The sequence below is a fragment of the Halorhabdus rudnickae genome (assembly GCF_900880625.1).
GTDB lineage: Archaea > Halobacteriota > Halobacteria > Halobacteriales > Haloarculaceae > Halorhabdus > Halorhabdus rudnickae.
In genome coordinates, this window is the sequence record NZ_CAAHFB010000001.1 from 665,969 (window position 1) to 691,173 (window position 25,205).

Consider the following 25,205-nt stretch of genomic DNA (forward strand, 5'->3'; position numbering starts at 1 on the left):
GCAAGAAAAAAACGGATCGACAGACGGCCTAGTTACGGCGCTGTCTGCCGAGTACACCAAGTGACAGCACGAACAGCGCCGTCATCGTCAAGACAGCCGTGAACCCTGGACCGCTGGTTGCCGTCGTTTCTGGGCTCGCGTCCATCTGCTCGGTCGTCTCTGTGGTCTCGGTCTCTGTCGTGGTCGCCGTCTCCGTTGCCGTCGGTTCGGGATTGTCGTCATCGACCTCGATCATCGCGTCTGCATTGAGGACCGAGTCCTCGCGGCCGTTACGGAGCTGGTCAATCTCACTGTCCGTATAGTGGCCGTAGACCTCGACGGCGTCGCTCGTGGCCGAGAGGTCCGCAAGGGGCGTTGTCTCGACCGCGATCGAGAGGGTTCCGCCGTCGAGTGTCACGTCCTCGACGGGGATGGTCTGTGACGTCTCGTTCATGATGGTGAACGTCGAGGCGTTGATCTCACTGACTGCAGCTGGGACATCGTAGGTCAACGTGGTCAGGTCTCCATCGGCCGACACTGACGGGTCGTCGAGCATGCGAGTCGCCCGCCGGATGCGATCTTCCGCCGGCGGCGTGATCGTCCCGCGTTTTTCGATGTAATTCACGACAGTGGTACCGTACAGCGTGTAGTCCTCCTCGACTGTCGGGAGGCTACTGAGATCGTCCCACCCGGCCATATAGGAGTTGACTGTCACATTGTAACTCGCGTCCGGATCGAGGGGTTCACCATCGACGAAGATGTCGCCGATTACCGTCGAAGTGTTGGGCTGATCGACGTATTCGTACGTTACGCCACCTACCTGTAGTTGGGACTGGGCTCCGTAGTTGTCAGTCGGTGCAGTGACTTGGCTCGCAAGCAGATTCTGAAGCTGTTCACCAGTCATCTCCTTGGTGACGAGAGTGTTCCCGAACGGCAGCGACGTATACACGTCGTCGTACGTGACTTCACCCTCGTCGATGACAAAGTTTCCACGGATGCCGCCCGCGTTGGTGACAGCCACGTCCGAATCAGTCTGTTCGATGAACGCATCACCGACGATGCGCCCCCAGTTGGTGTCGTCGGCGTAGTTCTGGCCAGTTGAATCAAGTGCTTCAGTGGTTTCGCCAGCAACCTTCGAAAGGTCCTCGCTGAGTCCCGATTCGACGACGCCCTTGGCCGATTCGTTCATCGACCAGTTACCCTCATCGAGAGTATAGAGCTGCCCATCGTTGAACCCAACACCATCAGCGCTGACGCTGATGTTGACTTCGCCGAGGTACTCGGCGTTGCCCCCCGCTTCGACGATGACCGATCCCGAAGTGATTTTCGGGCCGTACGTGATCTCGTCGTCACCGGACACAATGACATCGATGTTGTCCGTGTTGTTCGCGAGTTCTTTGGATTCGGGGATGCCGGTGTGAGTGAGTGCAACGACCACGTCGACGTTTTCCTCTTCTCGGAGCGTTTCTGCGACCCGGTTGCCGGCTTTCGAGAAGTCCGTTACTTTGTAGCCGTGTTCCTCGAAGTCAATTGCCGTTTTTGACTTGACAGCGTCATCAACGAGACCAAGGAAGCCGATCTTCACGCCATCGCGCGTGACGGTCGTGTAGTTGCTGGTCCCAGGAATGTTTCCGCCGTCTTGGCCCCGAATATTGGCCACAAGCCACGGGAATTCAGATTTCTCGCTGAAGTTCGCGACTGGCTTGAACCCGTAGTCGAGGTCGTGGTTGCCGATGACCTCGGCTGCCGGATCGATGACGTTCAACACGTCAGTCGGAACACGCCATTGGGAGACAGCCGAAAGAGAACTCGGGCTAACCTCGTCGCCGCCACCCACGACGATCGTTGGATTATCGAGGGCAGCCTGTCGGTCAGTGATCGCACCCTGGAGCGTCCCCATTGCCTCAGGATTTGCCATCGCCGTTTGCACGTCGTTATACTGGAGGATAGTGAGGTTCGTCCCGTCACCGGGCTCGACTGATTCGTTGAGTTCAGCTGGTCCGGGGCCCGACGATAGATCCGCGCCAGCGACTACCCCCGACAACGCTGTCAGTATGACCATCGCTGCTAAGACAGTCGCTCCACCAAGCGCTACGGTGGCTGTTGGTCTTCTATCCGAATTACGCCAAGGTCTTTTTAAGCTCATTTCAATATAAAGCATCGTGTCGATCTATATAGTGTTTTTCGTAATATTTCTTATAATTATGCCGGATGCTGCGTAAGGGATACGTGTGTAGCAAAGTTGTACCTTGCCCAGATAGATCTGAATCCGATATAGCATTCAGATACATCTGTAAGTGAAATCACCCCCGAGACGTGGCGTGACCGTAGCACGGAGTGGAGATTTCTCCAACGCAGCCACATGGTCAAGCCCAGTGGTCAGGCCGATCCACGGTCTTGTACAGGTGTTAGTCTGGTAGCGATGACAGTTGGGCCGAGTGTTCAGTTGACGGCGTTGTTGAGAATAGCGTCTGCATATCAGGCAGGACATTCAGTCCAACGGCAGAAAGCCCAGCGATGGGTGCCAAGCTCAGCACTGAGCCAGTCGATAGGCTACTGGGGTACCGTAGTTATATCTCGACGCCAATGTGGGCGACCGGTGGTACATCCGCCTGAATATCGAATCGCTCGGCGAGTAAGCCGGCAACGAGATCGTGCGGGAAAGATTGCTCGTCGTCCAGAAGTACCTTCGAAAGTTCCACCTCGCCGGGAAGTTCCTCGCGTTCGTCGAGTGCAACCGACAACGAGATCTCGTCGGTCACCGTGCCGTCGAGTTCGTCGGCGAGTGCTGTCAGCCCGAGATACGCCTCGATCGTCGCAATGAGGTATTCCCTGGCGCGGGATGTGGGATTGGACAACGACGTGATCGTCGAGAGATAGCTTGCGGCACTGGTTCCGTCGATATCGACAGTCTCGTCGACCCAGGATTCGACGGCCGCCCTGTCGGCGTCGGGGCCGAGCGCTGCGGCGGCGTCCGCACAGATCTCAACTTCTTCGGCGGCAATCTCGTGGAAGATGTTCCCGACAACTGTCGCGTCCGCACCGGCGTCGACGACTGCCTGGGCGCTTTCGCGATCGTCGAGACCGCCGCCGTACCAGACCCGCGACCAAGAGACGCCCTCGTCGATCGCCGCGAGGATGTCCTGGGCCTCCTCGTCGCCGAAGGTACCCGAGTACTCCAGATAGATGATTTCGGACTCGTGATGTCGCTCGGCGGCCATCGCCCGCTGTTTGGCCGCCGTCGGACCGAGCAGGTCGTTCTCGTCGACGTTGGCCTCCCGAGCCGCTGCACTGTCGGGGTTCTGGATGATATACGCCTCGAAAATCGCCTCGTCGATCATCCAGGAGGTGGCCGCGCCGGCGAGTCGACTCTCGAGTTCGTCGCCCAGGGGGATCGGCAGCTTCTCGGCGAGCATCGTCGGGGCGATCTCCTCTTCGATGTGTTCGATGCCGGCGCCGAGTTGCCCGACTAGCGACTCCGCGTCGCCGTTGAGCACTTCGGGGAGTGCCAGGAACTCGGCGCGTTCGCGCGTCGCGTTGGTCACCTGTGCCGGGCCGGACGGTTCCTGGAAGGCAGGGGCCGGCCGATCGGCCACTAATTCGAGCGTCTGCTGGGTGTTTTCCCCGGTCACGTCCTTCGATCCCCCGACCTCGAGGGCGCTCGTGTGCTGGAGATAGAGCGGAAACAGCAGGGGAAGCTGTTTCTCCTCTTCGGGGTCGATCTTCGTGATGTGTGTCCACTCGGCCGGGACGGGATTGGTGTCCAGCGTCAGCAGATCTCGACTCGCGATCGTCGCCGCAGTGGCGATCGATTCGAGTCGCTTCGCAATGTCTGCAAGCGTCGTCATTACTCCAAGTGTGCATGCCACCGATATAAAAACGTGTCACACCCGAGGCGTCGCCGGTCATCACACGAGCCGACGATCACGCCGTCCTGTGACCGGGGAGGACGCTCGGATCACCCGAGTAGCGGATGTACTCGGCGGCGATCCCCGCGAGGGGCGAGTCCGTCTCGGCGGCGAACTCGCTCGCGAGATCGAGATAGCGTTCGCTGACGGCGACGATCCGGTCGTAGGCCTCGTCTTCGTCGTTCACAAGGACGTACTCGGCGGTGACTGGCGTCAGTTGCCCCTCGGCACGATCGGCCTCGAAGTCGTCGACATCGTCCAGCCAGATCTGTGCGCCGATGATCGCCAGGACGATCGATCGCTTGAACGCCTCCTCGACGGGTAACCCGGCGCGTCGGTACATCTCGATCATCCCGTCGTAGATGACACCGACGCGGGCGTACTGGGTCTTGAGGTACGGAAGCTCCTCGACCCTGTCGAAGAGATCGATCTCGGCGTCTAAGTCCTCAATCGGTGCGTCACGGTACTCCTTGCGGATCCGCTCGCCTGCGTCCTGATCGCCCGCCTGTGCGTCCGCGAGCAGCTCCCGGAAGTGGGGGTCGCGATCCTGGTGGCGCTCGGAGAGTTCGACCGCCCAGTCGTAGATCTCGCGGATCTCCCCGGGGAGTCGCTCGAAAGCAGCCTCGAGTTCGGACTGGAGTGTCTCCTGGGCGATCTCGGCCACTCGCTTTCGGTCGCCCGGCTCCAGATCGACCGACACCCCGAAATCCTCGTACTCCGCGTCGTTGATCGCATCACGCATGTCGCCGTCGACGAGTGCCGCGACGACCAATCGGGTGAGGTACTCGCTCCGATCGACGAGTTCCTGTGGCGTCTCCGGCCCGGCTTCCCACTCCGCGGTCGTGATCGGCTCCCGAAAGCGGATCGGTCCGACGGCGTCGGCATCGTCGAGGTCCGCGTCAAGGGTCCCGTCCGCCCAGACGCTCAATGTAACCGGATCGTTCCCGTCGACTGCGCGCTCGCGTGCGGTCCGATAGAGCTGTCCCAGTGTCAACTCTGCCGGCAGCGTCAGCTTCGTGTCGTAGGAGAACTCGACCGACTCCGCGTCGAAGGCCTCGGCCAGCGCGTCTTCGACGGGATCGAACGCGTCCGCGATCATCGCGTCCATGCGACGATCGACCAGTCGTTTGAGTTCGAGCGATTCGCGTTCGAACACGCCGGTCTCGGCGTAGTAGCCGAGCGCGGCCCGTCCGGCGGTCGGAAGGGCTTCCCGGTCGGCCAGCCAGCCGGCGAGTCGTCTAGGGATAGCCGTCATCTGTGTCACCATCGCCGACGAGGTGTCGGCGCGTTGGTGGAAGTGTGTCCGGCCCGATAATGACCCTTTCGTCACGGAGACGATCGGTCACGCTGGCGACGGATTCGACACACGGCATCTTTTTCTGACCGCCAGGATTACCCACGTCTAATGTCGAGCGAGGCGTACGACATCGTCGTCGTCGGTGGGGGGACTGCCGGCGCGTTCGCTGCAGCGACTGCTGCCCAGCGGGGTCTCGACGTCGTCATCCTGGAACGCAAAAGCGAGGGCGAAGCCGGTCACATCGCCTGTGGCGATGCGATCAAGGGCAAGAGCACGTTCCCGGACGTGATCGACCTCGAATACCTCCGTGAGGAATCGTTCACCAACGAAACCGTCGAATACGCCCGCTTTGAGATCCCCGACGGCGACACCATCGACTACCCTTTCGGCACCGGTTCGGGCGCGATCGTCGACCGCAAGCGCTACGGCGAAGTGTTGCTCGAGGAAGCCGATCGGGTCGGTGCCGAGATCCACTACGATACCGTTGTTCGGGACGTGGTCCAGAACGACCGCGTCGAGGGCGTCGAAGCCGTCCGGAAGGGTGACCCACGCCGGTACGACGCGGAGGTAGTCATCGACGCCGCGGGCGCGCTCTCGATCCTTCAGGACAAGGCCGATCTGGCCGACGCCACCTTCGATACGAACGTCACCTACGAGCAGTTCTGTTCGGCCTATCGGGAAGTCATCGAGGTCGAGGAGCCCGTCGAGTGGGACGACGCGATCGTCTTCAAACCGACCGAAGAACTCGGGTATCTGTGGTACTTCCCGCGGACGGCTACCGAGATCAACGTCGGACTCGGCTTCCAGATGGATCGCGAACCCATGGAACTGGTCGACGTGCTCCGGGCGGACATCCGGAACCGTCCCGAGTTCGAGAACGCGACGGTCAAAGACAAACTCGGTGGGGCACTCCCGACTCGCCGGCCCTACGATTCCGCTGTCGCACCGGGGTTCATGGCGGTCGGTGATGCCGCCGGGCACGTCAACCCTACCACCGGCGGCGGGATCCCCGGCGCTGCCAAGGCCGGCCACTGGGCGGCCGAGATCGCCGCCGACGCGATCGCCGACGGAGATGCGGACGAGTCAGCACTGTGGGCGTACAACCGCCGCGTCCTGACTGACTTCGGGAAGCGATTCGCGGCGATGGATCTGTACAACATCTTCGGCGGCACCCACACCGTCGACGATCTCGCGGAGATACTGTCGGCGCTCCCTGCCCAGCAACTCATCGACATCCTCGGGCGCTCGGGCACGGCCTCGATGAGCCTGGGACTGAAGCTCAAAACGCTAAAGGACACCTTCGGCCACTGGGCAACGCTGTACGACGCCTACAAGGTCAACAAGCGGACGACCGAACTCAAAGAAATCTACGACGACTACCCCGAGACGCCCGCCGGATTCGCCGACTGGCGAGCGAAGCGGGACACGTTCATGGAGGACTTCTACGCAGAGTTCGACGCCGAGCCGAAATACTGAGAGCACCCCCCTACCGCGGTCGACGTGGCCTGGGCTCCGACTTTCAAAACCCCTTACTCCCGGCGCCGCGTACGTCCTCGTGATGGAAGCAACATCGATCGATCCCGAGGATGTCCCGTCAGTCGATGGGATGCCAATGCTTGGGCTCGGGACCTGGCAGAACGACGACCTCGCACAGTGTGCCGAAAGCGTCCGGACGGCCCTGGAAGCCGGGTATCGACACGTCGACACGGCACAGGCCTACGACAACGAGGCGGCCGTCGGCGACGGAATCGCCGCCGCGGACGTTTCCCGGGAGGAGGTCTTCCTCGCAACGAAAGTGTGGGCGGACAACCTCTCGTATCGAGACGTCATCGAGACGACCGAGCAGAGCCTCGAGAAACTGGGCGTCGACGCGGTGGATCTCCTCTATATCCACTGGCCGAGTCGTGCCTACGACCCCGAGGAGACGCTGGGGGCGTTCGACGAGCTACACGACCGCGGACTGATCGAACACGTCGGTGTAAGCAACTTCACGCCCGAGCACGTCGATCGTGCTCGGGAGATTCTGGACGCGCCGATCTTCGCCAATCAGGTGGAGATGCACCCACAGCTCCCCCAGGAGGAACTGCTGGCCCACGCCACGGAAACCGGCTACAATCTCGTCGCGTACTCGCCGCTAGCTCGGGGTGCTGTCATGGATGACCCCACGGTCCTCGAGATCGCCGAGAAACACGACGTTAGCCCAGCCGCAGTCAGTCTGGCGTGGCTCCGGGAACGCGACGTGACGGCGATCCCGAAAGCCACGAGCGAGGCACATATCCGAGACAATCTCGAGAGCGTCCGGGTTGAGTTACCGGCCGAGGACCTCGCCGCCATCGACGCCATCGAACGGACGGACCGCCGGGTCGATCCGGATTTCTCTCCCGACTGGTAGGCATTTCCAGTCGGACTGTGGACCCAGTGCCAGACGGAACGTCGATACCCTCCTAGGGGACAGCTTTCCCTCGTAGCAGTTATACCGTGGCGTGTTCAATCGCCAGTATATGTCGGCCGGGAACGCGTCGGGCATCGTCGAGGGGGTCCGAATCGATCTCAAGCGCCTCCACGAGAGTTGGATGGAGATCATCTACCCGCGGCAGATCGACGCCGATCAGACGGTGCTGGGCAAGTGGACCCCCGACAGCCAGCGCGGGTGGATCACCTACCGCTCCTGGGGCGTGGTGGGCTGGGTGCTCCTCGCGATCGTGTACCCGATGGTTCTGTTTGGCTACGTCATGCGTGCCCAGACCAGTCGGCTCGACTGGGTCGCTGCCTATATCGGCGCGATCGGCACTTTCCTCGTCCTGACAGCGCTGTGGGGCGCGCTCACGGTGGTCGCCCATCTCGAACTCAGCGATCGACACGAAGTGTTGGCCGTCCTCGTTGCGAGCGTCGTCGCCGTCGTCGCCGGCATGATCGCGTACCTCTTCAGAACAGTCGGCGGCCGGGCGACGACGGTCCTGCTCGCTTATCCCTTCGCCATGACCGCGCTGTTCTTGCCGCCGATCGTGGCGGCCTTCTACATCCCCACGATACAGGACGCCGTCTTCACCCAAAGCACTGAGGTGGCGCGCTGGATCAACGATACCGTCCTGAGTTATGGCGGCATCGCCGAGACGTTGCGTGCCCGTTTCGACCTCGAAGGACTCTCCCACGCGATCATGTGGTTCGGAATCTCCTTCCCCATCGGTTGGCTGACCGGAACCGTCGTCACACTCGCGAACTACGTCCGTCCGACGGGCAGAGAGTGACCGCCGCGGGATCGATCCCAACATCCCCGACCCGATGGGTGACGTCTCCGCCGCCAACCTGTATCGATCCGCCCACGAGCAGCGGTGCGATCACACCGGCGACGACGGTGCCCGGTCGGGCGAATGACGCATCGATCGCGACAGCGTCACCCTCGGCAACGCCGTGCTCGTCGACGACGTCGGTGGCGGCCCCGAGGAGCGTCGCATGGTCGAACGTGTGCTTGTCCGCCGCGAGTACGGGGGCCGTCGGGGACACCGATTCCGGTGGGGCAATCGGCGTCTCGCTCCAGACCTCGCTCTCGAAGTGGACCACTGACGAGTCCGTCGGCGGCCCGCCATACGCCAAGACCGTACAGCCAGGACTGAGCTCGTAGTCTCCGGTCCACGCCGCCGGACAGAGCAGGGCCGACCCGTCGAAAGACTGGTGCGGATCGAACCGGACAACCGCCCCGAGCAGCGAGGCCCCGAGAAACGCCGTGATCACCTCCGGGATCGGCGTTCCCGAGCCACGATCGCCCGGCGCGTCAGTCGACGGACCGCGCATGTCAGTGGGCGGGCCGCCGTCTGGATGTTTCGGTGCGTCAACGATCCCGACGGTCGCCCCAGCGTGAACCCCGTAGAGTCGCATAAGGTTCGCCGTCTGCCAGGCGGTCGTACAGAGGCTGTCGTAGCGCTGTAATCGAGCGGGTTCCTCGGCGTGCCGGTAGGAGACGGCGTCGGTCCGCCGGGCGGGCGCCACGAGATCACCCAGTACCTCCGGATCCATACCGGGAAGTCGACGGCGAAGGCCAAAAGAGTCGGGATCAGTCGGAAGAAACGCAACCGCGTCAGCGCCGGGTTCCAATCGAAGTCACTCGGGACCGGAACGCTCAACTCCCCGGCTCTCGGCAACTCGGGCATGGACTACTCGGCAGTCGCCGACGATCCGGGACGGGCCTGGCTGGCGACGTTCGCCGCTGCCCTCGTTGCCCTCGTCGGAGGCTCAATCGCCTTCACGCGGACAGTCTGGGACGGTTTCGTCTGGCAGTACTTCTGGGGCCCGGTGTACGCCGACGCCCACAAGGCCACCTGTGCGATCAAAGACGGCGGCCTCTCGCTGGCGAACAGCAAATCAGCCTGTCGGGCCGCTGAAAGCGCCGGGGCAATCGTCGCCAAGCCGGGCTATACGGTCGTCTCCGAGGTCGGGTACATGCTGGTCGGGCTGTTCTTCCTGATCGGCGTCTACCTCCTCTTGCGTCGGCTCGATATCGACCTCGACCGGTCGATGTTCTTCGCACTCGTGCCGTTCATGTTGTTCGGTGGTGCGCTGCGGGTCGTCGAAGACGCCACCGACGCGGCGGCTGCCGCTGGATTCGAACCCGCAATCGGATACCCGCTGAACACGCTGTTCATCAGCCCGGTCATCTACTTCACTGTCTTTGGCATCGCGCTGGCCGCGTTACTCGCCAGCGTCGAACTTGCCGGCCGAAACGTAGTCGCGTCGGCCGAGCGGACGCTGGGGTACCTCGGCGTCGGGATTCTCACAGTAACGTTCGGCTACCTCCTGATCCTCGGAGCCACCGTCGAGTACGTCGGCTTGTACCCGCAGGTCGTGATCCTCACCCTCGGCCTGGCGACACTGTTTGCCTCCGGCATCTACGCCCTCGCAGACCGCGTCGCGCCGTCGATCAACAGCGGAACCGGCACAGTCGGACTGGTCGTCCTCTGGGGGCAGGCTGTCGACGGCGTAGCGAACGTCCTCATTTCGGACTGGGCCGATGTGATCGGCCTCCCGATTTCCTACTCACCGAAACACCCCGCGAACGCCTTCATCATCGACGTGACACAGACGATCCTGCCCGCTGGTGTCCTCGAAGCGATGGGTGCGTCGTGGCCGTTCTTACTGGTGAAACTCGCCTTCCCGCTGGCGATCGTCTGGCTGTTCACCGAGGAGTTTATCGAGGAGCAACCGCGCTATAGTTACCTCCTGCTCATCGCAGTGGTCGCGGTGGGTCTCGGCCCAGGCTCCAGGGACATGATGCGTGCCGCGCTGGGCATCTGATCGCTCGGAGTGGGTCGCCCGCGAGTACCGCCCGTTCAGGGGAACGGATGGAACGCCCGACCGGGTCGCGCCTCGAACCCGAGTTCGTCGGGAACGGTGTCGAGTCGGTCACCGAAATAGGGTTCGTCGAGGAACAGTGGCTGGGCATCGGGGACGAGCACGCGAACAGCCTCGAATCCGAGGGTCGCGAGGTCTCTGGTGGTCAGTCGTGCCGCGTACGGCGTCATGCCGGCGTCGGCGACACGCTCGATCAACACCTGCAGTTCCGCCTCGCCGGTCGGTGCAGGGTCGGGACCGACGTCTCCAGCGGCGACGACACTTCCCGGGTCGACGAACGACTGGACTTCCTCGGGGAATGCGGCGTACTCGCCGATCGCGCCCCCGGCCTCGCTCGCCCGATCGGGGCCCATCCGGCGAAGTTCGAGCCAGTTCTGTGTCGCCTCGGTCAGCGCCGACCGGGCGGCCCCAGCGGGGTCGAGGTCGGCGCCCGACCCGATCGCGAACCGGGGCCACTCCCCCTCCCGGTGGACGGCACAGGCCACGACCGGCACGTCGACGTCCTGAGTGAGCAACAGCGTCGAGACGGACAGCCCCGCCGCCTCGAGCCTGGCGACCAGCGTTTCGAACCCCTCGTCTTCGACCGCGAGACCGAGCGGTTCGAACGTCGAGTACCAAGCGAGCATCGCGGCGTCGCGTTCGATGACCTCGTAGAGCCCCGACAGCAGCGCCTCGACGGTCGCGTTGCCGAACCCGAGCCCCGTCGTCGCGGCCGGCCTGACAGCCTCGTTCGGCGGCGGATACACGACCAGCGACGCGGGGAGGTCGACGGTCTGTCCGGTCGCCAGGTTCTCACCGTCGATCCACAGCCTTGTGGCGTCTCGGTCGGGCGGCGGGGGTGTCACGAACGACGCGGGCGGGACGGCAGTGTCGAGGTCCGCGCGAGGCGCTTCCCGGAACGATTCCGTCCGGTAGACGCCCGCCGCGTAGCGTTCGTACGCTTCGCCCAGCGCTCGCATGAAGGCCTCGTTCCAGTCGAGGGCGACCCCGGCAGCCTGTGTGGCGGCACCGGCGTCGCTGAATCCCCCGGTGTCGGCGTTGCGCGCCAGGTAATACGGGAGCGGGTAGGAATCCACCTCACCGACTTCCCTGACGATCCCGGCCCGGTCGTCGATCCCGCGCTCGGCCAGCGCAAGCGATTCCTCGACGTCCCGGGACGCCGTCGTCCGCTCGATCTCCCGTGGGGGTTCAGTCCCACACCCGCAGTGAGGCACGGCCAGGAGCCGGTGGCGTTCGTGGGGGATCTCGATCACATGGCCGAACACGTCTGGCCCGTTCGTCCCGTCGTCGAGAAAACTCGCCGCGGCTCGACCGGCGATCGCACCGGCGTACCGGGCCGTCGTGGGCGGCTGGGCCTCGGTCGGCTGTTCGGTCGGATCCACGTTCGACCGGACGCGCGTCTCCAGGCAGCCGTAACAACCGGTTGACCCGTCGAAGCCAGTGATCGCCGCGTCGACGACCGGTACGCCACCAACCCCACCGAGTTCGACAGCGATCCAGGGCGCGCCTGTCTCGCAGGCCACGTCGTTGACGCGCTCGAAGGCCGCCGATCCGGCGACATCAACGACGATCCCCAGGTCGAACGCGCCGACGTCCAGTGCCTCGTGTCGTTCGGTCCGGACGTCCACGTCCGACAGGGCGGCCTCGATCGCTTCGAGGGCCGGTCCCGACCCGGCGATGCCGACAGTCATGGCTCTCCGTGGCGGCCCAATGGGCAAAAAGGTCGCGTTCCGACCGACGATCGACCGTGACACCCCCGGAAGGCCCCGACGGCGAATCGGGCGAACCCGCTAAGACAGGATATCCATCACGACCGCAGCCAGTTCGTCCGCGTCAGCTGAGCGCAACCGTTCGTCGCCCAGTATCAGTCGCAGTCGCGGGCGGCCGACATCGATCGGGACTTTCTCCGTATCGAGCAGTCCCTGGTCTTCCAGCTGGGTCTTCGTCCGGGAGAATGTTGCCTTGCTCGCCACCCCGACATCCTCGCCCCACTTGCTAATGTCGTAAAGCAACTGCTCGTTGCGGGCGGCCACCAGCAAGCTGATGGTCACCTCGTCGAGACCCTGCCCGTCGCCGCGAGCGACCGACAGCGAGTCGAGGACGGCATCGAAGTCTGCCCGCGTCTCGGCGTCGAGATCCGACTCCAGCGTCGATCGAACCCGGGAGAGCGGTGGGGTCCGAAGCGACTGTTCCCTAGCGGTCTCCCAGATGTCTGCGAAGTGTGTCTGTGTCTCCTCGACGAACGCCTCGTCGTCGCTCCGAAGCCCCGCGGGCGTCTCCGCCACGGTCACCAGCGACACGACAGCGTCGTCGGTCACGAGGAGGGAATTGACCGGTACCTCCGAGAGAAGGCGGATCTCAAGTACCTCCGAGTCGATCAGATCCGCCGTAACGCTGGCGATCAAGAAATCGTCCATGACGTGCTTGAGGGGGCCTTCGGGGACCAGCAGCCGGACCGTCGGCGCGTCCTCGAACCCATCGAGGACATCGACCAGTTCCGTGATCGTCTCGGCGGCCGGGTTCACGACGTAGGCCTCTGTTGCCGATCGCAAGGTCTCCTCGAGGATCGATTGGAGTGGCCCTCCTATCGTATTTTGACTGGACATTTGTGTTTTGTATATAACCAATGGTGTTGTTTAATCTTATTGTCTCGGCAATCCTGATTTCACGTCTCCGGCTGTCCAACCCGAGGTTCCAGACTAATCGCCGATGTGCTGCTAGAACGCGCGGGTGTCAAAACCCTCCCCTCGAGTGTGGAAAGATAGATTATTCAAGAGGGACCAACGAGAGTGAAATATGACTCACGAGACCGTCCGCGAGGTCGACCCGGCCGTCGCCGACGCCCTCGCTGGCGAGCGCGACCGGCAGGAAGACACCCTGGCGCTGATCGCCAGCGAGAACCACGTCAGCGAGGCCGTCCTCGAGGCACAGGGGTCGGCACTGACGAATATCTACGCTGAAGGCTATCCGGGCAAGCGCTACTACGCCGGGTGTGAGTACGCCGACGAGGTCGAGGAACTTGCGATCGACCGCGCGATGGAGTTGTGGGGTGCCGACCACGTCAACGTCCAGCCACACTCGGGCAGCCAGGCCAACATGGGCGTCTACCTGGCCGTCCTGGAACCCGGCGACAAGATCCTCTCGCTTGATCTGACCCACGGCGGCCATCTCTCTCATGGTCACCCGGCGAACTTCGCCGGCCAGGTCTACGACGTCGAACAGTACGAGGTCGACGAAGAGACCGGCTACATCGACTACGAGGGACTGGCCAAGACAGCAGAAGAATTCGATCCCGACATTATCGTCTCGGGGTACTCGGCGTATCCCCGCGAGGTCGAGTGGGGAGAAATCCAGGCGGTCGCCGAGGACGTCGATGCCTACCACCTCGCAGACATCGCCCACATCACGGGACTGGTCGCGGCAGGCGTCCACTCCTCGCCGGTCGGCGTGGCGGACTTCGTGACGGGATCGACCCACAAGACGATCCGGGCCGGCCGGGGCGGCATCATCATGTGTGACGAGGAGTACGCCGACGACATCGACTCCGCGGTCTTCCCCGGCATGCAGGGCGGCCCGCTGATGCACAACATCGCGGGCAAGGCCGTCGGCTTCGGCGAGGCTCTCGAACCGGAGTTCGAGGAGTACGCCGAGCAAACAGTCGCCAACGCGGCAGCCCTCGCGGACCGCCTCCAGGAACACGGCCTCGAACTTGTTTCGGGTGGGACCGACAACCACCTCGTGTTGATCGACCTCCGACCGTCCCATCCCGACACGCCGGGCAAAGACGTCGAGGAGGCACTCGAAGACGCCGGGATCGTCCTCAACGCAAACACGGTCCCCGGCGAGACGCGCTCGTCGTTCAATCCCTCGGGTATCCGGGCTGGTACGCCCGGCCTGACGACCCGCGGGTTCGACGAGGACGCCACTCGCGAGGTCGCCGACCTGATCTACGAGGTCGTCGACGCGCCCGATGACGAGGCCGTCATCGAGAGAGTGAGCGAACGCGTCGACGAACTGACTGACGAATATCCCGTCTACGAGTAACCAATCGTCGAGTGCCCCGGTCTCGTCTGTTACTCCCGGACCGAATATCTGGTGGCAGATATCCGCTGACTGGCTATGTCGAGACGACTGACCGGGCCACGGTAGTTCTCCGCCTCGGAAGAATCGATTGGTAGCTGGCTGGCCGGGAAAGGCCATCAACGCCACTCACAGATCGTCTTCGATGTCGTGTTCGCTCGTCTCGGCTACCTCGATGATCGGTTCGGGCTCGAAGTACAGCAGTTCGGCCGAGACGACGGCGACGGCGATCAGCGGACTTCCTCGACGAGATCGGCGACCTCGTCCGGCGTCTCGGCGACAGGCACGCCCGCGTTCTCGAGGGCCTCTATCTTGCTCGCAGCGGTCCCGGTGCCGCTCCCTGAGACGATCGCACCGGCATGACCCATGCGTTTGCCTGGCGGTGCGGTCCGTCCGGCGATGAACCCGACCACCGGCGTATCCATGTATTCGGCGATATAGCGGGCGGCCTCCTCCTCGTCCTCGCCGCCGATCTCGCCACACATGACGACGGCCTCCGTGTCGAGATCGGCCTCGAAGAGTTCGAGGGCGTCGATAAACCCGGTCCCGATGATGGGGTCGCCGCCGATGCCGACTGCCGTCGACTGGCCGATGCCCCGCGCCGTGAGGCTATCGACGATCTGGTAGGTGAGGGTGCCGGACCGAGAGATCAGCCCGACCTCACCAGACTCGAAGATGTTGCCCGGCAGGATGCCGAGTTTCGTCTCGCCTGGCGTGATGATCCCCGGACAGTTGGGTCCGATCAGGTGCGTATCCGTTCGGCGGAGCTGTTCGTAGACCTTGCTGACGTCCTGAGTCGGGACCCCTTCAGTGATCGCGACGACGACGTCCAGCGGGGCGTCAAGCGCCTCGAACAGTGCGTCACCGGCGAAGGCGGGCGGGACGAACACGACTGAGGCGTCGGCATCCTCCGCGCGAGCGGCCCGATCGACTGTGTCGTACACTGGCACGCCGTGGACTTCCTGGCCGCCCTTTCCGGGGACTGCACCGGCGACGACGTTCGTGCCGTACTCGATCATCTGCTCGGCGTGGAACTCGCCCTCACCGCCGGTGATTCCCTGGACGATGACGCGGGTATCCTCGTCGACGAGCACACTCATTCGAACCACCCCGTGGTGAGAATGAGGGTATCAGTCGCAGTCGACCGAGCGAAGCGAGTGTCGAATCGTCTGATAGAACTCATGCTTCCACCTCCTGAGCGTCGGCGACGGCACGCTGAACCGCTTCCTCCAGCGTCTGCTCGACGGTCACGAGATCAGTATTGAGGATTTCCATGCCTTCCGCGCTGTTGGTCCCCGCGAGCCTGACCGTGACCGGATTGGGAATCTCGTCGAACTCCTCTAGGGCTTCGTTGATGCCGCGGGCGACCTCGTCGCCGCGGGTGATCCCCCCGAAGATGTTGAATACGACGCTGTCCACGTTGTCGTCCGCGAAAACGACCTCCAGGGCGTTGCGCACGCGACCGGCCTTTGCACCGCCACCGATGTCCAGGAAGTTCGCCGGGGCACCGCCGTAGTGATCGACCATGTCCAGGGTCGTCATCACGAGTCCTGCGCCGTTGCCGATGACGCCGACGTTGCCAGACAGTCGGACGTAGTCGAAGCCGTACTCACTCGCCATCGCCTCCAGGTCGTCGCCGGTCGTCTCGCCCTCCAGTTGGGCGATCTCGGACTGGCGAAACAGGGCATCGTCGTCGACGTTGAAAACGGCGTCGGCGGCAACGACCTCGCCACCGTCGGTGATCATCACGGGATTGATCTCGGCGTCGCTGCCGTCTTTCTCGTCCCAGAGATCGTACAGCGTCGAGAGAATCGAGGCCACGTCGCCGGCCACCTCGCGGTCGACGCCGGCGTCGTAGACGGCCTTGCGAGCCTGGTAGGGATGGAGACCGAAGGCGGGGTCGACGTGTTCCCGGGCGATGGCGTCGGGGTCCTCCTCGGCGACCTCTTCGATGTTGACTCCGCCCTTCCTCGAGACCATCGCGACCGGTTTGCCAGCACCGCGGTCCATGGTCACGCCGACGTACAACTCGTTCACGAAGTCGACGGCCGCCTCGACGAGGACGCGATCGACCTCGTAGCCCTTCAGGTCCATGCCGATGATCTCCTCGGCGGCAGCGCGGGCCTCCGCGGCGTCGGCCGCGAGTTTGATCCCACCGGCCTTCCCACGCCCGCCGACGTGAACCTGCGCCTTGACCGCGACGGGGTAGCCGATCGATTCGGCCGCCGTGACCGCCGCTTCGACATCGCTCGCCAACTCGGCCTCGGGGGTCGGAATCCCGGCGTCAGCAAAGAGCCGCTTGGCCTGATACTCGTGGAGTCGCATGTACCCACCGTGGGGTGCGGGGACGCATTAAATCCCGCCTTTTGCTACCGCTTGGCAAACTCCCGGACGATACTGCCGCTTGTCCTGGGTCGTGGATCCGCGTCGGGTCCGAGGGTAAATCAAAAGCCGACAGCGCGTAAAACGAAAGTGCTCACAGTTCGACGCTGCCGGGAATGAGGCTGCAGGTCCGCAGGAGACGCCCGTCGCCGTCGTAGACCAGCAGCGTCCGCTTCTGGACCGACCAGGCCTCCTCGGCGCCCGTAATCTCGATCCGGTAGCGACCGTCGCCGTCTTCGGCGGCCGAGACGACATCGGTGACGCGGTCGGCGTCAGCATCGACCTCGCAGACGAACGCGCCAGTGAGTCGATCGGAAATGCTCAAGACGCCACGCTGTTCGTCCTGCAGACGGAACGCGACATCGACATCCTCACCCCTCCGGCGATCCCCTTCCGGCGTCGAAAGCCGTTGCAGAAGCGTCTCACTCGATCCGTCGTAGGTAATCTCGATGGTTGGTGGCTGACTGCTGTCGGTCGGGGCTGGGTCGGCGTTTAGGCTGAACTGTTCACGCTTCATCCGGTAGATAATGGTATGTGTTCGATTGGCATGAAGGTGACGGCAACGGAGGGAACGGCCGCCAGCCGTCACGCGCCGGCGAGGTTGTCATACCGCTGTTCCGATCGCGTTCTCGCCATTGATGATCGGCGGTTCGAATTTAAGTACCTGGACTCGCAATCCGCAATACGAAACGGATACGGTCGGCGTCGTATCCCGGGTGACCCAGAATGGCAGACACCACCGAGACCGTCGAGGACGGGGCGTCGTCGGGAGCGAGTCGATCAAGCGGGACCGGTCGCGTGACTGGCCTCATGAACTGGTTCGAGCGGGTCAGTCGGGTATTCGCCGGTTCACAAGTCGTTCTCGAGGAGTACGATCCGGCCCGACACGGACGGCTGGTCGCTACCGAGGGGCGTCCGGGGATGGAAGAAGTCGAACGCTACTGGCTGAATGCCCCCTACGCCTTTGCCTCGATCAATCACGATCGAGAACGGGACGAACACTACTACTACGTCGCCGAACCGGATCTCGACGCGTTCCAGCGGGAGTTGCTCGAACGTCTCTTCGAGGACGTCCGCGGGCCGCTTTTGTATCGCGACGCCGTCGACGAGAATCCCGAGACAGCCATCCTCGAAGAACTGCGGGCGCGTTTAGAGGAGTACGGCGTCGACGTAGGGCCAGAAACGGTCCACCGGCTGTTCTACTACCTCTACCGGGAGTTTCAGGGGTACGGGAAAATCGATCCCCTGATGCACGACCCCGCGATCGAGGACGTCTCCTGTGACGGCGTCGATCTACCGATCTTTGCCTACCACGATCGCTATACCGACATCGAGACGAACGTCACCTTCTCAGAAGACGAACTCGAGGACGCGGTAATCCAGTTGGCCCAGCGCTCGGGGCGACACATCAGCGTTGCCGACCCGATGGTTTCGACGACGCTGCCCGACGGGTCTCGAATCGAACTCGCACTGGGGACGGAAGTGACTCCGCACGGATCGGCGTTTACGATCCGGAAGTACGCCGAAGACCCCTTCACGCCGATCGACCTGCTCGAGTACGGCACCTTCAGCCTCGAGATGCTCGCCTATCTCTGGCTGGCGATCGAACACAACAAGTCGCTCCTCTTTGCCGGCGGGACGGCCGCCGGCAAGACCACCTCGATGAACGCCGTCTCGATGTTCATCCCACCCCGGGCGAAAGTCCTCACGATCGAGGACACCCGCGAACTGTCGCTATATCACGACAACTGGCTCTCCAGCGTGACCAGAGAGCGCTTCGACGAGGACGACATCACGATGTACGACCTGTTGCGCTCGGCGCTGCGACACCGTCCGGAGTACATCGTCGTCGGCGAGGTACGTGGCGAGGAGGCCATCACGCTGTTTCAGGCGATGAACACCGGCCATACGACCTTCTCGACGATGCACGCCGACTCGGTCCAGACGGTCATCAATCGCTTAGAGAACGAACCCATCAACGTCCCCCGGCAGATGGTCCAGAGCCTGGACGTGCTCGCCGTCCAGGTCCTGGCCCGTCGGGGTGACGAACGCGTGCGTCGCGCGAAGGTCTTAGCCGAGATCGAAGGCATCGACCAGCGGACGGGCGAACTCGACTACGCCAACGTCTACGAGTGGAACCCCACCGGGGACGCATTCGCCGAGCACGGGTCCTCGTTGCTCGAGGAAATCCGCGACGAGCGGGGCTGGAGTCAGGCCGAGCTGCTAGGGGAACTGCGCGACCGCCAGCAATTCCTCGCGGCACTGAGAGAGGAAGGCGTCACGGACTACCGACGGTTCACCGCCCACGTCAACCGATACTACGCCGATAAGGCGGCCGCCCTCGGGACGCTTGACGTCGAGGTGAGCGGCGTCTGATATGAACGCCGCAGGACTGGTGCCGCTGGTCGTTGCACTCGTCGTCGCCGCGGCAGTCTCGCTGACGGGCGTTAGCCCGCGCCTCGATCGACTGTTCAGCCGGACGGCCCGGCGGTACTTCAGCCGATACGTCGAACCTTCCCCCACCAGGGAACGCCGACTCGAGGCCGCGTACATCGGGACGACCTACCGTGTCTACGCCGCAAAGACGTACCTCTATACGGCGCTTGCCGCACTGATCGGCGGAGTCGTCGGCGTCTACCTTCTGGCCGGGACGTTGCTGGCGTTGCCGACGGTGCTTGCCCTCCTCGCCGATCTCCCCTCGGTCATGGGGGATGTCCTGGGTCGCCGGGACTTCGAAATCGTCCTCGGATCCGGACAGCTCACCGCGTTGCTGACGGCCGGTGGCGTGGTGGTCGGGCTGGTAGCCGCGGGAGTGACCTACGTCGCGCGCTGGCAACTCCCGGCCAGCCACGCAGAGGTGCGTCGACGGGGGATCAACGAGGCCCTGCCGCGGACAGTCGCGTTCACCTACGCGCTGTCCCGTGGCGGTCTCGCGTTCCCGGAAGTGATGCGTGCGCTGGGCCGCAATCGGGACATCTACGGCGACGCTGCCGACGAGATGGGTGTCGCCGTCCGGGAGATGGATCTGTTCGGCCGAGACATGCTCTCGGCGATCCGGCGGATGGCCTATCGCTCGCCTAGCGACTCCTTTCGAACGTTCGGAGAGAATCTTGCGAGCGTTCTCGCGAGCGGCCAAAAGATCCCGGCGTTTCTCGAAAGCCAGTACGAGCGCTTTCAGGAAGAGGCCGAACAGCGACAGGCAGAGGTTCTCGAACTCTTGGCAACGATCGCCGAGGCCTACGTCACGACGCTTATCGCGGGAATGCTCTTCCTGTTTACAATCTTGCTGGTCTTCGGGCTGACGATCACCGACACACTCCCGATCCTCCAGTTGCTCGCGTACCTGGTCGTCCCGCTGGCGAACGCGCTGTTCGTGGTCTATCTGGACGGGAAGCTCGACGAACTCGGGATCGCCCGTGAGAGTGGCCTTGCGGCACTCGAGCGCGGGCGAGATCGAAGTACGACGGCGCCCGAGACGCCGACCGCCAGCACCGACGGCGGCATGGCCGCCCGCTCGGTCGCCGGTCGTACCCAGCTCCTGCTGTACGATCGCGTCGAGCGGATCAAGCACATCGTGACCCGTCCCATCCAGACGATCCTCTGGAATCCGACGCGGATCTTCTATCTCACGGTCCCGATCGCACTGGTGTGGATCGCCTTGCGCGGACCGGCTACGATCACCGAGTACGGGTTCAACCTCCGGCTGGCCGACGACGTGATCGTCCAGGTGGCTATCTTCCTGATCGGAACCTACGCGATCGTCCGGGAACTCCATTCCCGTCGCATCGACCGGATCGAGGCCGCGACGCCCGAGCTCCTCGAACGGCTGGCCAGCCTGAACGAAGCAGGGATGTCCTTCGTCGAGAGCATTGATCGCGTCCGGGACACCGACCTCGGGGTGCTGACCGACGAGGTCGACCGCATCTGGACCGACGTCACCCTGGGAGCCAACGCGGCGGACGCCCTCCGGCGGTTCGGTCGACGGATCCACACCGCGTCGATCGCCCGCGTGGTCACCCTGTTGACCAACGCCATGCGGGCCAGCGGTCAGCTCGGCCCGGTGTTGCGGATCGCCGCCAGACAAGCTCGTTCGGATCTCCGGATGCGTCGGGAGCGCCGCCAGCAGATGTTCACCTACCTCGTCGTCATCTACGTCTCCTTTCTGGTGTTCCTGGTCATCATCTTCGCCGTCGAGGAAGTGCTCGTCCCGAGCCTTCCAGACAGCGTCCCGGTACCCAACTCGAACCGACTGGGCGTCGACGTCACCGCCTTTGCCCGGCTCGGAGAGGTCAACAAACCCGCATACACGCTGATCTTCCTGCACGCGGCGCTCATCCAGGGTGCACTCTCGGGGTTCGTCGCCGGCCAACTGGGCGAAGGAACGCTCAGGGACGGCGCCAAACACGCCGCGATCCTGTTGACGATCGCCTACCTCGCGATCGTGCTCGTCGCCTCGCCCGTCGCCTCCCTGACCTTCCAGGACCAGGTCGTCGTCGAACGCACAGTCACGGTCGATTCGGTCTCGACCTCCGAGGGCGGGTTCGTCGTGATCCACGAGGGGTCGGCGGACGGTCCGGTCGTCGGCCACTCGGCGTACCTGCCGCCGGGCCAATACGACGAGGTCCGGATCGAACTCGACCGGTCGATATCGAGTCGGACGAGACTGATTGCCGTCCCGCATCTGGATTCCAACGGCGACAGACAGTTCACCATCGGGAACGGGAATCGTGATCGCCCATACACGTCCGGTGGACCCGTCTCGGTCGAGGCCACGGTCAGGCCCCTCGAAACGACGTCCTGATCGGCGTCTCGTCGTGCCGCTGGGCTGTCGGACTCCGTATATTCCTCACAGATGTCCCGTGACGCGAACCGATCCCGGAATGTGTGGGACTGCCACCCGCTGTCGATTCGATTGGGAACGTTTTAGCCGACTGTTGCCCGTTTCTCGCCAATGAGCTATACGATCGGACTCGTGGGCAAGCCCTCCGTCGGGAAGTCCACGTTTTTCAATGCGGCGACGATGAACGACGTGCCTGAAGGCGCCTATCCGTTCACGACGATCGATCCGTCGGTGGGTGAAGCCTACGTCCGCGTCGAGTGTGCGGCACCCGAATTCGACCACACCTGTACCCCGAACCACGGCTACTGTGAGGATGGCATCCGCTTCGTGCCGACCAAACTGGTCGACGTTGCCGGACTGGTCCCCGGCGCTCACGAAGGGAAGGGGCTCGGGAATCAGTTCCTCACGGACTTGAACGAAGCTGACGTGCTGGTCCACGTTGTCGATTTCACCGGTGAGACGGATCTCGAAGGGGAACCGACGACGGATCACGACCCACGCGAGGACATCGACTTCCTGGAGAACGAACTCGACATGTGGTATCTCGACATCTTCGAGAAGGGTATCGAACGGTACCGTTCGGGCTACGATGGGGAGGACAGCGATGTCGAGGCCGATCTCGCCGAGCAGCTCTCGGCCTTCGGGATCGGCGAAGACGAGATCAAACAGGTCATCCTCGGCGAGGGCCTCGAACTCGATCCCGCGACGTGGGACGAAGAAGATCGCGAAGCTCTCGCCTGTGAGATCAGGATGCGAACCAAGCCGATCGTCATCGCCGCCAACAAGATGGACACCGAGGCCGCCCAAGACAACTGGGAGGCTGTGACGACTGATCCCGACTACGAGCACCTGACGTTCGTTCCCGTCTCCGCTCACGCCGAGAAGGCACTGAAAAACGGCGACGAGCAAGGCGTGCTGGACTATCGACCCGGCGATGAGGACTTCGAAGTGACGGGCGATCTCTCCGAGGCAAAAGCGGCCGGACTCGAAGAGATCCGTGAGTTCATCGGAGCCTACGGCGGGACGGGTGTCCAGAACGTCATCGAAACGGCGCTGTTCGACGTGCTCGGTGCTATCGCTGTCTTCCCCGGCGCACGAAAACCACAGGACGACGGCACGTTCCTGCAGGACTGTTTCGTGCTGCCGGACGGCTCGACGGCCGAGGACTTCGCGTACTTCCTGCATACGGACATCGGCGAGGGGTTCCTCCACGCCCACGACGTGCGCTCGGAACGCCAGGTCGGCGCCGAGACAAAACTCGACCATCGTGATGTTGTCGAGATCACGACGACGAACTGACTCAGTGGAGACGGATTTCTGCACAGAGAACGCGCGGTATAGCACCATACACAGCCGATTTAGGGCGGTGTAGCTGGAATGGGTAGAAACTGCTGGGATGGACACTGCTTCAGCAAGCAGTCCAAGCTACAGAACCTCTGTTCAGCATACCACCAGTCGATTGGAGGGGTTATGACGAATTGCTCAATCTCTACAATTTTGGAAATCAATTTGGGGATTGGTTTGAGTGTTTCCGTCGTGTCTCGAAGAATGTTCATGAGATACGGAAGACATTCTAGAAAAAGCTGCTGCCAATTATGAATCTATTCAGCTTGACCACCTCTGGACTATAATGGGAGGTTTAGTTCATTTTTGACTCCAAGGTTTCAACAGAGGGGCCATTTATCTACATTGGACTCTGCTTCAGCGATAATCGTTCTTGGGATGGCGAATATGTGAGTTGAATCAACCACGGATGATTGTAGTTCCGGACATTCTGACTGTGTCGTCGGGATAAGAATAAACATTAAGCGTCCGGATGCGGATTTGTTTATGTGGCCCGACTCCTACCCTATCATCTCGAGGAGGGTAATGGGGTTGTTTTGTCGCTCCAATTTGCAAACCCGGACTTGGAAGTTGTTGAACAACGGCTACGGAACGAGCGAGAAGGCTCCTCGCCCGGTATTAACGATTTCTATGCAGAGATCAAGAGCTGCTCTTTCGATCAGGAGATTCACGCTCTCTATACCGCAAAAGTCCACCCTCGAAGCTTTGACGGATATGAAGAGATCTCTGAAGCGGGCAACGAGGTTCTGATAGACACTGTTATCGAAGGCTTCCATCAAATTGAAAAAGAATGTCGGGATAATGGCAACCCACTTCGGTGGTATAAACAGCCAGAGCTTGCTGAAATTGTTGAGGCAATCAACCAAACTAACTGGCGTCAGCGAATCCCGAATGTCGCTGGCTGCCTCCTTTCGAATCTTATTACAACTCACGGACTTCCAAACGCGAATCACCGAACAGCGCTGAGCTTCGTGCAGGTGTACCTGCGTACTTACGCGCCTGAGTTTGAAATTCCGGAAACGGGGATGCCCGGGGAATGGTATGAGTGGGCAGAAGAGTTTGTCCGAGAGTCAAAGCGACTTCTCACGCTCTCACGGAAAATCTTAGTATTCCGATACCTTGACCAATGGGGCTGCGATGGAGTTATCCGAAAGAACGATTCAAAACTGCGCTTTAAGAACTATGACTTGGCTGTGGAAGAGCCCCTTACGTATTTCCGACGCCAGCATAAGGAACTCAGCATGGAGTTCATTTACGAGACCCTCGAACGAACAGAGCAAAACTCTCTCATTGGTAAGGAAGACCTGGGACGGAGTGTATTTATCGAGCGACTGAAAAGCAATCAGTAGTCCGGTAGACGCGACATTGACCGTGCGATATGACGGATATCCCGGCTGACTTCCGAGCGGTTCTTCGTACGCTCGTTAACCCGCCGATATACTTGGTCAGCGTCCATATCGATTCACACCTAATCTATGGCCTTAGTGTTGATGATTCTTACGGTGCCATATATCCGGTACTCTGCCGGATATCAACGCGTCAGATGACATCACCTCGTTCCAGTTGATCGACGATAATTTGTAAAGCTTCATAATCTACGTCCTTTTCGGTGACAGTTCGCTTGATGGCGGTTTGAATCCGCTTTTGCTTCGGTTGATAAGATGGGGCTCGACGGAAGAACTCACGGAAAGTCGCCGCGTATTCAAGCCACTGAGCATCTTTATCACCAACAAGATTAGCAAAGGCCTCTGCATTGAACCCAGAAAGAGCATTTGAACTTGCAGATATTTCGTTGAGATTGGAGTAGTAGTCCTCAGCGAGTGGTGGTGAATACGGTCCTCGAAGGTGCATTCCGTAACGATACCCATGATCAAAGCCGAAGTCTTCAGCGAGGAGAACATACTTTTGCAGCCGGAATCGGTCCTCAAAAGACTCCAAATCGAAAGTACAATTCAGATGAGACTCAATAGCATCTAGAAATGCCTTGAGTTCATCGACGTTGGACTGGTTGTTCATGTAGCTAGGTCAG

19 protein-coding genes are annotated in these 25,205 nt (G+C 62.2%); 9 read left to right on the forward strand and 10 right to left on the reverse strand.

The window, feature by feature from the left end:
• Window positions 1-28: 28 nt before the first annotated feature.
• From BN2694_RS03325 to BN2694_RS03335, 3 genes are all read right to left on the reverse strand, one after another.
• The gene (locus tag BN2694_RS03325) at window positions 29-2,041 is read right to left on the reverse strand and encodes a bifunctional metallophosphatase/5'-nucleotidase (protein WP_135662602.1); all 2,013 of its coding nucleotides are present in this window, start codon (window positions 2,039-2,041) and stop codon (window positions 29-31) included.
• Between the two features lie 508 nt (window positions 2,042-2,549).
• A complete protein-coding gene (locus BN2694_RS03330; RefSeq protein WP_135662604.1) occupies window positions 2,550-3,827 on the reverse strand; it encodes a geranylgeranylglyceryl/heptaprenylglyceryl phosphate synthase in 1,278 nt (425 codons plus the stop codon).
• A gap of 76 nt (window positions 3,828-3,903) precedes the next feature.
• A complete protein-coding gene (locus tag BN2694_RS03335) occupies window positions 3,904-5,154 on the reverse strand; it encodes a hypothetical protein (RefSeq protein ID WP_244605346.1) in 1,251 nt (416 codons plus the stop codon).
• Window positions 5,155-5,292: 138 nt separating this feature from the next.
• Here BN2694_RS03335 and BN2694_RS03340 point away from each other — a divergent pair, with 138 nt between their 5' ends.
• The 3 genes from BN2694_RS03340 to BN2694_RS03350 all read left to right on the forward strand — a co-directional run bounded on the left by BN2694_RS03340 (window position 5,293) and on the right by BN2694_RS03350 (window position 8,432).
• Window positions 5,293-6,660: a geranylgeranyl reductase family protein gene (locus tag BN2694_RS03340; RefSeq protein ID WP_135662606.1), complete on the forward strand. Its 1,368-nt coding sequence runs from the start codon at window positions 5,293-5,295 to the stop codon at window positions 6,658-6,660.
• A 130-nt stretch (window positions 6,661-6,790) separates the two neighbouring features.
• Window positions 6,791-7,576: an aldo/keto reductase gene (locus BN2694_RS03345; RefSeq protein WP_135665420.1), complete on the forward strand. Its 786-nt coding sequence runs from the start codon at window positions 6,791-6,793 to the stop codon at window positions 7,574-7,576.
• 109 nt (window positions 7,577-7,685) lie between these two features.
• Window positions 7,686-8,432: a hypothetical protein gene (locus tag BN2694_RS03350; protein WP_135662608.1), complete on the forward strand. Its 747-nt coding sequence runs from the start codon at window positions 7,686-7,688 to the stop codon at window positions 8,430-8,432.
• On the opposite strand, the gene BN2694_RS03355 is transcribed toward BN2694_RS03350, so the two are convergent.
• Window positions 8,392-9,198 carry a hypothetical protein gene (locus tag BN2694_RS03355; protein WP_135662610.1) on the reverse strand — a complete coding sequence of 269 codons (807 nt, stop codon included), beginning with the start codon at window positions 9,196-9,198 and terminating at the stop codon, window positions 8,392-8,394. The two genes, BN2694_RS03350 and BN2694_RS03355, sit on opposite strands and share 41 nt — an antisense overlap.
• Window positions 9,199-9,330: 132 nt before the next feature.
• Between BN2694_RS03355 and BN2694_RS03360 the strand changes: the two genes are divergently transcribed.
• A complete protein-coding gene (locus tag BN2694_RS03360) occupies window positions 9,331-10,473 on the forward strand; it encodes a DUF63 family protein (protein ID WP_135662612.1) in 1,143 nt (380 codons plus the stop codon).
• A 35-nt stretch (window positions 10,474-10,508) separates the two neighbouring features.
• Here BN2694_RS03360 and BN2694_RS03365 read toward each other — a convergent pair whose 3' ends face one another.
• Window positions 10,509-12,221, reverse strand: a complete 1,713-nt coding sequence (locus tag BN2694_RS03365) for a YcaO-like family protein (RefSeq protein WP_135662614.1) — start codon at window positions 12,219-12,221, stop codon at window positions 10,509-10,511.
• 99 nt (window positions 12,222-12,320) lie between these two features.
• Window positions 12,321-13,136, reverse strand: coding sequence for a transcriptional regulator TbsP (gene tbsP, locus BN2694_RS03370; protein ID WP_135662616.1), 816 nt, complete (start codon window positions 13,134-13,136; stop codon window positions 12,321-12,323).
• A 190-nt stretch (window positions 13,137-13,326) separates the two neighbouring features.
• Here tbsP and glyA point away from each other — a divergent pair, with 190 nt between their 5' ends.
• A complete protein-coding gene (glyA, locus tag BN2694_RS03375) occupies window positions 13,327-14,574 on the forward strand; it encodes a serine hydroxymethyltransferase (protein ID WP_135662618.1) in 1,248 nt (415 codons plus the stop codon).
• 266 nt (window positions 14,575-14,840) lie between these two features.
• On the opposite strand, the gene sucD is transcribed toward glyA, so the two are convergent.
• The 3 genes from sucD to BN2694_RS03390 all read right to left on the reverse strand — a co-directional run bounded on the left by sucD (window position 14,841) and on the right by BN2694_RS03390 (window position 17,509).
• Window positions 14,841-15,710, reverse strand: a complete 870-nt coding sequence (gene sucD / locus BN2694_RS03380; RefSeq protein ID WP_135662620.1) for a succinate--CoA ligase subunit alpha — start codon at window positions 15,708-15,710, stop codon at window positions 14,841-14,843.
• A gap of 79 nt (window positions 15,711-15,789) precedes the next feature.
• On the reverse strand, window positions 15,790-16,935 hold the full coding sequence (sucC, locus tag BN2694_RS03385) for an ADP-forming succinate--CoA ligase subunit beta (protein ID WP_135662622.1): 1,146 nt from the start codon (window positions 16,933-16,935) through the stop codon (window positions 15,790-15,792).
• Window positions 16,936-17,086: 151 nt separating this feature from the next.
• Window positions 17,087-17,509 (reverse strand): DUF5793 family protein, encoded by a 423-nt coding sequence (locus tag BN2694_RS03390; RefSeq protein ID WP_135662624.1) that lies wholly within the window; start codon window positions 17,507-17,509, stop codon window positions 17,087-17,089.
• 293 nt (window positions 17,510-17,802) lie between these two features.
• Here BN2694_RS03390 and BN2694_RS03395 point away from each other — a divergent pair, with 293 nt between their 5' ends.
• The 4 genes from BN2694_RS03395 to BN2694_RS03410 all read left to right on the forward strand — a co-directional run bounded on the left by BN2694_RS03395 (window position 17,803) and on the right by BN2694_RS03410 (window position 24,525).
• Window positions 17,803-19,368 carry a type II/IV secretion system ATPase subunit gene (locus BN2694_RS03395; RefSeq protein ID WP_244605415.1) on the forward strand — a complete coding sequence of 522 codons (1,566 nt, stop codon included), beginning with the start codon at window positions 17,803-17,805 and terminating at the stop codon, window positions 19,366-19,368.
• A 1-nt stretch (window position 19,369) separates the two neighbouring features.
• Window positions 19,370-21,793: a DUF7282 domain-containing protein gene (locus BN2694_RS03400; protein ID WP_135662628.1), complete on the forward strand. Its 2,424-nt coding sequence runs from the start codon at window positions 19,370-19,372 to the stop codon at window positions 21,791-21,793.
• Between the two features lie 150 nt (window positions 21,794-21,943).
• Window positions 21,944-23,131, forward strand: coding sequence for a redox-regulated ATPase YchF (locus tag BN2694_RS03405; protein ID WP_135662630.1), 1,188 nt, complete (start codon window positions 21,944-21,946; stop codon window positions 23,129-23,131).
• Window positions 23,132-23,664: 533 nt separating this feature from the next.
• Window positions 23,665-24,525 (forward strand): hypothetical protein, encoded by an 861-nt coding sequence (locus BN2694_RS03410; RefSeq protein ID WP_135662632.1) that lies wholly within the window; start codon window positions 23,665-23,667, stop codon window positions 24,523-24,525.
• Window positions 24,526-24,715: 190 nt separating this feature from the next.
• Here BN2694_RS03410 and BN2694_RS03415 read toward each other — a convergent pair whose 3' ends face one another.
• A complete protein-coding gene (locus tag BN2694_RS03415) occupies window positions 24,716-25,192 on the reverse strand; it encodes a hypothetical protein (protein ID WP_135662634.1) in 477 nt (158 codons plus the stop codon).
• Window positions 25,193-25,205: the final 13 nt, after the last annotated feature.

Coding starts and splice junctions, on each gene's coding strand:
- sucC (WP_135662622.1), bottom strand. CDS start 16,935: ATGCGACTCCACGAGTATCAGGCCAAGCGGCTCTTTGCTGACGCCGGG.
- glyA (WP_135662618.1), top strand. CDS start 13,327: ATGACTCACGAGACCGTCCGCGAGGTCGACCCGGCCGTCGCCGACGCC.
- BN2694_RS03325 (WP_135662602.1), bottom strand. CDS start 2,041: ATGGTCATACTGACAGCGTTGTCGGGGGTAGTCGCTGGCGCGGATCTA.
- BN2694_RS03330 (WP_135662604.1), bottom strand. CDS start 3,827: ATGACGACGCTTGCAGACATTGCGAAGCGACTCGAATCGATCGCCACT.
- BN2694_RS03340 (WP_135662606.1), top strand. CDS start 5,293: ATGTCGAGCGAGGCGTACGACATCGTCGTCGTCGGTGGGGGGACTGCC.
- sucD (WP_135662620.1), bottom strand. CDS start 15,710: ATGAGTGTGCTCGTCGACGAGGATACCCGCGTCATCGTCCAGGGAATC.
- BN2694_RS03345 (WP_135665420.1), top strand. CDS start 6,791: ATGCCAATGCTTGGGCTCGGGACCTGGCAGAACGACGACCTCGCACAG.
- tbsP (WP_135662616.1), bottom strand. CDS start 13,136: ATGTCCAGTCAAAATACGATAGGAGGGCCACTCCAATCGATCCTCGAG.
- BN2694_RS03360 (WP_135662612.1), top strand. CDS start 9,331: ATGGACTACTCGGCAGTCGCCGACGATCCGGGACGGGCCTGGCTGGCG.
- BN2694_RS03335 (WP_244605346.1), bottom strand. CDS start 5,154: ATGGTGACACAGATGACGGCTATCCCTAGACGACTCGCCGGCTGGCTG.
- BN2694_RS03390 (WP_135662624.1), bottom strand. CDS start 17,509: ATGAAGCGTGAACAGTTCAGCCTAAACGCCGACCCAGCCCCGACCGAC.
- BN2694_RS03350 (WP_135662608.1), top strand. CDS start 7,686: ATGTCGGCCGGGAACGCGTCGGGCATCGTCGAGGGGGTCCGAATCGAT.
- BN2694_RS03415 (WP_135662634.1), bottom strand. CDS start 25,192: ATGAACAACCAGTCCAACGTCGATGAACTCAAGGCATTTCTAGATGCT.
- BN2694_RS03355 (WP_135662610.1), bottom strand. CDS start 9,198: ATGGATCCGGAGGTACTGGGTGATCTCGTGGCGCCCGCCCGGCGGACC.
- BN2694_RS03405 (WP_135662630.1), top strand. CDS start 21,944: ATGAGCTATACGATCGGACTCGTGGGCAAGCCCTCCGTCGGGAAGTCC.
- BN2694_RS03400 (WP_135662628.1), top strand. CDS start 19,370: ATGAACGCCGCAGGACTGGTGCCGCTGGTCGTTGCACTCGTCGTCGCC.
- BN2694_RS03365 (WP_135662614.1), bottom strand. CDS start 12,221: ATGACTGTCGGCATCGCCGGGTCGGGACCGGCCCTCGAAGCGATCGAG.
- BN2694_RS03395 (WP_244605415.1), top strand. CDS start 17,803: ATGAACTGGTTCGAGCGGGTCAGTCGGGTATTCGCCGGTTCACAAGTC.